The sequence below is a fragment of the Nocardiopsis listeri genome, from assembly GCF_020741345.1.
GTDB classification, from domain to species: Bacteria; Actinomycetota; Actinomycetes; order Streptosporangiales; family Streptosporangiaceae; genus Nocardiopsis; species Nocardiopsis listeri_A.
In genome coordinates this window covers 1-8700 of sequence record NZ_DYZD01000217.1, presented here as the reverse complement: position 1 = coordinate 8700, position 8700 = coordinate 1, and the positions used below count along the sequence as shown (strand labels likewise).

Here is an 8700-nt window from a genome sequence, read left to right as displayed (position 1 = left end):
CTGCACGGCGAGCAAGGACGCCACCAGGTCCACCGAACGCGGCAGGGCCACCGCGACCATGTGACCGGGGCGGACCCCACGCACGTACAGCAGAGCGGCGATGTCGGACACCCAGGAGTCGAGCGCGGCGTAGGTGTACTCGCCCTCGGTGTCGACCACCGCGGGGGTGCCGGGCGCCCAGGTCGCCCAGTCGGTGAGGGCGTCGCAGGGACGCTGCGCGGTGATCGGGGTGTCGGTGCGGTTGAAGCCCTCCAGGACCCGCTCGTGTTCGCTCGGGGTGAGGGTGGCGATCTCGGCCACGGGGACGTCGGGGTGTTCGGCGACCTGGGTGAGGACGGTGCGCAGCCGGTCCAGGAGGGCGGTGGCCCGGTGGGTGTCCACGGCGTCGGGGCGGTGGCACAGTCGCAGGTCGAGGGTGCGGCCCGGGAACACGTTGAGCGAGACCGGGTAGTGGGTGGCGTCCTCGACCTGGACGTCGGTCAGGCGCACCCCGGCGTGGTCGACGTCGGCCAGGGCGTCGCGACCGGGGAAGTTCTCGAACACCAGGAGGGTGTCGAACAGTGGCGCGTGCCCGGCCAGTTCCTGGGTGCGGGTCAGGGCGGTGTGGTGGTGTTCGGCCAGGGCCGCCTGGCGACGCTGGAGGTCGGTGAGCAGGTCGCTCAGGGTGGTCTCGGGGCGCACGCGCACCCGCACCGGAACGGTGTTGATGAACAGGCCCAGGGCGGTCTCGGCGCCGGGCAGGTCCGTGGGTCGTCCGGACACGGTGGCGCCGAAGACGACGTCGTTCCGCCCGGTGGCCGAGCCCAGGACCAGGGCCCAGGCCGCTTGGACGAGGGTGTTGGTGGTGACGCCGAGGGCTCGCGCGGTGGACGCCGCCCGGGCGGTCTCCTCCGGGGTGAGGTGGGCGTGCAGGATCCGCTGGGCGTCGCCGCCATGGGCGGGGGCGTCGGGGGCCAGGAGGGTGGGGCCGGGAAGGTCGGCGAGTTCGGTGGCCCAGGCGTTGTCGGCGGCGTCGGTGTCGCGTTCGGCCAGCCACGCCAGGTGGTCGCGGAACCCGGTGGTGGGGGCGGGGATGTCGGGGTCGGCGTAGCGGGCGAACAGTTCCCGCAGGAAGAGCGGCGTGGACCAACCGTCGAGGAGGGTGTGATGGTCGGTGACCACCAACACGTGGCGGGTCGGGTTCACCCGGGCCAGGGTGAAGCGCAACAGCGGCGGGTGGTCGAGATCGAAGGGGGTGGTCAGTTCCTCGGAGCGCAGCCGTTCGAGCGCGGTGTCGGGGTCGGCGGAGTCGGACAGGTCGGTCTCGCGCCAGCGGGGCGCCACGGTGGCGGGGACGAACTGGACGAGTTCGCCGGCGTGGCCGTGGAAACCGGCCCGCAGGTTCGGGTGGTGGTCCAGGAGCACAGCGGCGGCCCGGCGCAGCCGTCCGGGGTCCAGGGCGCCGTCCACGCGGGTGGCCGACTGCGCCGTGTAGGCGTCGTGGCCGGTGGTGTAGAGGCTGTGGAAGACCAGCCCGGCCTGGAGCGCGGTGGCGGGCCACAGGTCGGACAGGCGTGCGTCCGGGTCGCCGCTGGTGTGGGCCCAGGCGCTCTCGACCCGTTCGATCGCCGCCGTGTCCAGGGTCAGCAGCGGCAGGTCGGCGGGGGTGAGGGTGTGCGCCCCGGGGTCGGCGGCGGCCTCGGCGAGCGAACGCAGCGCGCCGGTGATCCGGTCGGCGAGGTTCCGCACGTCCTCGAAACCGTGGACCCCGGGCACCCAGCGCAGGCTCAGGTGCAAACGGGCGCCGTCAGGGCCCTCCTGGGCGATGGCGCCGACCTCCAGGCCGTGGGTGAGGGGCTGTTCGGGGTCCTCGCCGAGCATGACACGGGTGGAGGCGGGGGCCGATTCCCAGGGTTGGTCGACGGGCGCGCCGAAGCGGCCCAGGTAGTTGAACAGGACGTCGGGGCGGGCGCGGTCGGCGAGCCGGCCGGCGGTGTCGGGGTCGAACCGACTCAGCAGCCCGTACCCGAGCCCGTGGCCGGGGGTGGCGCGCAGGGTCTCCTTGACCCGCTTGAGGGTACGGGCGGGGTCGGCGTCGGGGGTGAGGGCGACCGGGTGGGAGGTGGTGAGCCATCCGACGGTGCGGGACAGGTCCGTGGTGTCGGTGTGCAGGTCGCGGCGGCCGTGGCCCTCCAGTTCCACGAGCAGACGCCGTCCGGTGGCCAGGGTCAGGGCGGTGAGCAGCACCTCCTCCGCACCGACCCGGTAGACGGAGCCGATACCGGTGAGGACCTGGTGGGTGAGGTCGGGGTCCAGTTCCACGTCCAGGCCGCGTCGGGTGGCGACCAGGTCGGTGACCGGGTCCAGGTCGCGAAGGCCGAGGCGACGGTGCGAGGCCGGGTCGGTCACGGTCAGCCAGTGGTCGAGTTCGGCCCGGCGTTCGGGGCGGCGGGCCTCCTCGTGGAGCAGACGCGACCAGCGACGCAGGGAGGTGCCGGCGCCGGCGAGTCGAACGGGACGACCGGAGCCGAGGGCGGCCACGGCCTCGGCCAGGTCGGGTCCGATCACCCGCCAGGACACCCCGTCCACGGCCAGATGGTGGACCTGGACGAGCAGTTGTCCCATGCGGTCGGGGCCCGCGTCGAACCACACGGCGGTCAGGGGGCGCCCTTGGGCGAGGTCGATGCGGGTGTGGGCGTCTCCCGCGTGGGCCACGACGGCGTCGGTCAGCGCCGGTTCGTCCAGGTCGGTGGCGTCCACCCGGATGAGGGGGTCGTGGTCGCGCACCTCCTTGGGGGGCGGCACCTCCATCACGCCGTCGCGCACGCGCAGGCGTAGCGCCCCGTGGTGGGCGATGACGGCGCGCAGGGCCTCGGAGAGGACGTCGCGGGTGAGCCCGGCGGGGGTCCACAGCACCTGGGACTGGGTGAAGCGGGGCGAGGGCGTGCCTTGGGCGAGGAGTTCGGCGGCCATGGCGGTGGGGGCGACCTCGCCGACAGGGTTGTCGGGCACTCTTGGGGCGACGGCTCCGGTGTCGGCCCGAGTGGCCATCCCGGCGGCGGTGGGCGCCTCGAACACGTCCCGCACCGTCAGGGACAGCCCGGCCGCGCGTGCGCGGTTGACCACCTGGATGGCGAGGATGCTGTCGCCGCCCAGTCGGAAGAAGTCGTCGTTCGGGCCCGGGTCGGTGCCCAGGGCCTCCCGCAGCACGGCGAGGAGGGTTTCCTCGGTGGGGGTGGCGGGTGCGGTCCGGTCGGTGGTGGGCGCGGCCGGCTCCGGCAGGGCGTCGTGGTCGACCTTGCCGCTGGAGTTGAGCGGAAACCCGTCCATGGGCACCACACGTGCGGGGACCATGTAGTCGGGCAGGTGGACGGCCAGGTGGTCGAGCACCCGTGCCTCGAACACGGCGGTGTCCCGTGGACCGGTCTCGGTTCCGGTGGCGGGCACGACGTAGATGACCAGGTGGGCGTTGCCGGATCCCCGGCGCACCACGGTGACGCTCTGGGCCACGTCCGGGTGGGTGGTGGCCACCGCGTCGATCTCACCGGGTTCGACCCGGTAGCCGCGCACCTGGACCTGACCGTCGGCCCGGCCCAGGTAGGCGACGGCGCCGTCGGCGCGCAGCAGGGCCCGGTCTCCGGTGCGGTACATGCGGGTGCCGGGTGGGCCGTAGGGGTCGGCGACGAAGCGTTCGGCGGTCAGGTCGGACCGTCCGACGTAACCGCGGGCGATCCGGTCTCCGGCCAGGTACAGGTCTCCGGGCACTCCAGCGGGCACGGGGCGCAGGGCGGCGTCCAACACGTGGGCGCGCACACCCGGCACCGGACGACCGATGGCGGTGTCGGGTGTGTCGGCGACGTCGCACACCAGGGCGTCGACGGTGTTCTCGGTGGGCCCGTAGAAGTTGAGGGCCCGGGTGCCCTTCAGGGCGCGCAGGTCCTCCCACAGGCGTTGGGGGCAGGCCTCACCGCCGAACGTGAGCAGCGCGGGCGGGCGGCGCAGCTCCCCGGAGTCCAGCAGTCCCCGCAGGTAGCTCGGGGTCAGGTCCAGGTGGTCGAGGCGCTGTTCGGCCACGTGCGCACCGAAGCGGGCGTGGTCCAGCAACAGGTCGGTGTCGAGTAGGTGGAGCTCGTGGCCGTGGACCAGGCCCAGGAGGCTGTCCCAGGAGGCGTCGAAGGTGAACGACCCGGTGTGCGCGACGCGGGCGCCTTCGGGCAGGTGACCGTGCAGGTGGACGCGTTGGGTGTCGGCCAGGGCGGACAGGGCCCGGTGTTCGATCACCACGCCCTTGGGACGGCCGGTGGAGCCGGAGGTGTGGATGAGGTAGGCGGCCGAACGCGGGTCGGGGGCGGGCAGGTGACCGGTGGTACGGCCGGCCAGGGCGTCGCGCACCTCGTCGGAGTCGAGTTCGAGCAGGCGCGCGGTGGTGGACTCGGGCAGCAGGTGGGAGGTGGCCGAGTCGGCCAGGACGAGCGCGGGTCGGGCGCCGTCCAGCACCCGGGCCAGGCGTTCGGTCGGGTGGTCGGGGTCCAACGGGGCGTAGGCGGCGCCGGCGCGCAGGACCGCGAAGAGCGCGACCACCAGGTCGACGGAGCGGGGCAGGGCGAGGGCGACGGTGTCGCCGGGGCCGATCGAGGCGTCGCGCAGCAGGTGGGCGAGTCGGTCGATCCGGTCGACGAGTTCACCCCGGCTCAGGCGCACGTCGCCGTGGACCAGGGCGGTGGCGTCGGGGTCGTCCGCGGCGGCGCGGAACAGGGTCTCGGTGACGGGCGCGCGGTCCCCCTCGACCGGCGCGGTGGCCAGGAGGGTGTCACCGGCGGAGGTGGTGTCCAGGTCGGCGATCCGGGCGCGGCCACCGGCTCCGGCGAAGGCGTCGAGGAAGTGGGCGAACCCGGTGAGCAGGGCGTGGGCGCCCTGGTCGTCGTAGCGTTCGGCGTTGGCGTTGGCCTCCAGTACCAGACCACCGCCGGCGGGGCGGTAGACGGACACGGCGATGTCGTCGACCGGCCCTTCGGACAGGTTGGTGGTGGTGGAGTCCACCCCGTCGAAGGTGAAGGTGTAGTCGAACAGCTTGACGTTGATCTCGGGTCCGTACAGTCCGAACCGGTCGCCCACTGCGGACAGGTCGCGGCGCAGCCGTTCGGACCGGTAACGCCGGTGGGCGCGCAGGTCGCGGTGGGCGGCGGCGGTGTGGACGAGGGCATCGGCGACGGTGTCGGCCGAGCCCACGCGCAGGCGCAGCGGCAGCACGTTGACGACCATGGCGGGGGTGCGAAGCCCGACGGTGCCGACCCGGCCCATGGAGGGAGAACCGAGGAGGAGGTCGTCGGATCCGGTGATGCGGTGGGTGTAGGCGGCGAAGGCGGCGATCACCGCGTCGGCCCAGGTGGCGCCGTGTTCGCCGGAAAGGGTGTCCAGCGCCTCTGCGGTGCCGGGGCCGACGGTGGCGCGGGTGCGCAGGAAGGAGGCGTGCGGCGCGGGAGGAGCCGCGGACAACAGCGCCGGTTCGGGCCGGTCGGCGAGCAGTTCGGTCCAGTAGGCGCGGTCTGCGGCGTGACGTTCGGAGGTCGAGTACGCGTGTTCGTCGGCCACCAGGTCGGCGAGCCGACCGAAGCGGGAGGCGGGCACCTCCTCGCCCCGGCCCAGGCGGCTGTACACGTCGGCCACCCGCCGGGCCATCATCGTGATGGCGTAGGCGTCCACCGCCAGGTGGTGGTAACGCTGCACCCAGAACCAGCGCCGGTCCCCCACCCGCAGCAGCGCGTACCGGTGGAGCGGTTCGGTGGTGGGGTCGACCGGGCGTTCGCGGTCGGCCCTCATCCACGCGCGGGCCCGCTCGACGGCACCGTCCTCGCCGTCGCCCCCGCGCAGGTCGAGGACGTCAGGCCCTCTGGACGCATCGTCCTCGACCACCTGCGCGACCCCGTCCCCGTCGGCCACCACGCGTAGGCGCAGCGCGTCGGTCTCGGCGACGAGCACGCGCACCGCCTCGGCGAAGCGGTCGATGTCCAGGTCCGTGGGGATGTCGGTGTACTGGCCGACATTGAACACCGGGCTGTCCGGGGCCGTCTGTTGGGCGTACCAGACTCCGGCCTGGGCTCCGGTCAGGCCCACAGTGGCATCGTGGTGTTCGGCCATGGGTCGGGCTCTCCTCGGGCGAAGATGGGTTCGGGGCGTGGGGTGGCGTGGGGGACGACGGCGCGGGGTCAGCCGTTGAGCAGCGCGACCCAGGCGTGGACGGTGGGGTTCTCGGCCAGGTCGGCGAAGTCGGTCTCGGCCCCGTCGGCCCGCCACTTCTCCATCAGGCTCATCACCCGCACCGAGTCCATGCCGCGGTCGAACAGGTTCTCGGCCGGGTCGACGCTCTCGGCGGGTTCGGCGAGGATGTGGGCGGCGTCGGCGAGGACCCGCTCGACGGTGAACCTCGCGGTGGTCTCGTGGGACATGGGTCAGACCCTCTCGTCGGTGGGGGCTCCGGCGCGCGCGGCGACGGAGTCGATGATCTCCGCGACCCGTGTCGCGATGTTGGACAGCAGCGAAGCCGACACCCCGTGGGTGTGTTCGGTGCCTCCCTGCAGGTACAGGCCGCAGGTGAGGGTGTCCAGGGTGGCCATGCGGTAGTCGCGCTCCACCGCGGGCAGACCCTCGGGGGTGTCGACCAGGTACTCGGCGAGGTCGCCCAACAGGGGCCTGGGGTCGGCGGGGTCGTAGCCGGTGGCGAACACGACGTAGTGGGCCGGCACGGGGGTCTGCTTACCGGTGACCAGGTCCTCCACGGCCACCGCCACCCCGTCCGCGCTCTCCACCAACCCGGCCACCCGGGAGGTGTTGTGCAGGTGCAGGCGGGTTCGGCCGTGGACGCGTTCGGCGTAGTGGCGGCGGTACAGCTCGCCGATGAGGTCCGGGTCCACCACCGAGTAGTTGGTGTTGCGGTGGTAGCCCATGAGCTGGTCCTTGACCTGCTGCGGGGCGGTGTGGAAGGCGTCCACGGCCTCGGGGTCGAAGATCCGGTTGGCGAAGGGACTGTCGTCGGAGGGGCTGTAGCCATAGCGGGACAGCACCGCGTGGACCTGGGCGCGGGGGAAGCGCTGGTGAAGGTGGTCGACGACCTCCGCGGCGCTCTGTCCGGCGCCCACCACCACGAAGGAACGCGGGTCGGCGCCAGGGGGCAGCCCGTCCAGGTTGGTGAGCAGATGCTCGTTGTGCCACACGCGTGAGGACTGGGGCGTGCCCTCGGGCATGCGGGGACGCAGACCCGGGCCGAAGACGACGTTGCGGGCGCGCAGCACCACCTCGTCCCCGGAGCCGTCCTGGGCGACCACGTCCAGGTGGGTGACGCGCTCACCGGAGTACACCGGACGCACCTCGGTGACCGTGTGGCCGTAACGGACCTGGTCGGCGACCCGGTCGGCGCACCAGGTCAGGTAGTCGTGGAACTCCTGGCGCAGCGGAAACAGCGTCTTGTGGTTGATGAAGTCGTGCAGCCGGTCCACATGGTGCAGGTAGGACAGGAAGCTGAAGTCACTGGCCGGGTCTCGGGTGGTGACCAGGTCCTTGAGGAAGGACACCTGCATGGTGGCGTCGGGGATGAGCATGCCCTGGTGCCATCCGAAGGCGGCCTGTTGTTCCAGGAACACCCCCGACAGCGGCGGGGCGTGCCCCTTTTCGCGGCGTTCGGCCAAGGCGATGGCCAGGCCGAGGTTGGAGGGGCCGAATCCCACCCCGACCAGGTCGTGGACGGTGGGCGGGTGGTCGATGGGGGCCACTGTGGTCCCTTCGTGGAGGTCGGACACGGTTCAGGCCCCGGTGGAGGCCGGGACGTCGCACAGGAGGTTCAGTGCGTCCTGGGTCGGCAGCACGGTCGCGCAGCGTCCGGCGGCGTAGACGAGCGCGGAGCGGTGGTGGTCGGCGCTGAAGTCGGCCACCGCGTCGGCGACCAGGAACGGTTGGATGTCGCGCATGAACGCGTCGGCGGCGGTGAGCTGGCAGCCGATGTGGGCGTAGACCCCGGTGACGATGATCTGGTCGCGCCCCTGGGCGGCCATGCGCTCGGCCAGGTCGGTCTGGGCGAAGGCGCTGTAGCGCCACTTGGTGAGGAGGATGTCCTCACCGTCGGGGGCGAGTTCGGGGGTGATCTCGGTGTGCTCGGCGACGGACTTCATGCCCGCGCCCCAGAAGTCGCGTTCCAGTCCGCGCTGTTCGGGGGTCATGTCACCGGGTTTGGCGGTGTAGACGACCGGGACTCCGGCGGCTCGGCAGGCGGCGCGCAGGTCCACGATGTTGGCGGTGGCGCCGGTGACCGGTTGGGTGCCACGGGCGTAGGGGCGCAGGAAGTAGCGCTGCATGTCGTGGACGAGGAGGACGGCCCGGCCGGCCTCCAGGGTCCACTGGGCCCGGTTGGCGGGCAACTCGTCGGCGGTGGGCAGCGGGTAGGGGTCGATCGTGGGCAGTGCCATCGGTCTACTGGTCCGTTCCGGAGGTGGTGCGGGTCGCGCGCAGGTCGCGTTTGGAGGTCTTGCCGACGGCGGTGGCCGGGAAGGCGTCCACGAAGCTGACACGGTCGGGGATCTTGTAGGCGGCCAGGCCACGCCCGCGCAGGAAGGCGAGGACCTCGGCGCGGGTGGGCCGTCGGCCGTCGCGGGCGATCACGTAGGCGTGGGTGCGTTCACCCAGGTAGGGGTCGGGGACGGCGACCACCGACGCGTCGTGGACGGCCGGGTA

At 72.8% G+C, this 8700-nt stretch carries 4 protein-coding genes and 1 pseudogene; all 5 read right to left on the bottom strand.

The genetic code is table 11. The annotated features are described in order from the left end of the window. Positions 1–6117 (bottom strand): non-ribosomal peptide synthetase (locus K8V84_RS11640; RefSeq protein ID WP_304074077.1); only part of this gene is annotated, 6117 nt, incomplete at its 3' end. Between the two features lie 68 nt (positions 6118–6185). Next, positions 6186–6425: a phosphopantetheine-binding protein gene (locus tag K8V84_RS11635; protein WP_304074075.1), complete on the bottom strand. Its 240-nt coding sequence runs from the start codon at positions 6423–6425 to the stop codon at positions 6186–6188. Between the two features lie 3 nt (positions 6426–6428). After that, on the bottom strand, positions 6429–7745 hold the full coding sequence (locus K8V84_RS11630; protein ID WP_304074073.1) for a lysine N(6)-hydroxylase/L-ornithine N(5)-oxygenase family protein: 1317 nt from the start codon (positions 7743–7745) through the stop codon (positions 6429–6431). Between the two features lie 30 nt (positions 7746–7775). Then, positions 7776–8435: an isochorismatase family protein gene (locus K8V84_RS11625; RefSeq protein WP_304074071.1), complete on the bottom strand. Its 660-nt coding sequence runs from the start codon at positions 8433–8435 to the stop codon at positions 7776–7778. Positions 8436–8439: 4 nt separating this feature from the next. After that, positions 8440–8700 (bottom strand): annotated as a pseudogene (gene entE / locus K8V84_RS11620) (2,3-dihydroxybenzoate-AMP ligase); the annotation flags it as partial.

What these genes read in the sequence shown, in the direction of transcription:
- K8V84_RS11635 (WP_304074075.1), bottom strand. Translation starts at nt 6,425, where the DNA reads ATGTCCCACGAGACCACCGCGAGGTTCACCGTCGAGCGGGTCCTCGCC.
- K8V84_RS11625 (WP_304074071.1), bottom strand. Translation starts at nt 8,435, where the DNA reads ATGGCACTGCCCACGATCGACCCCTACCCGCTGCCCACCGCCGACGAG.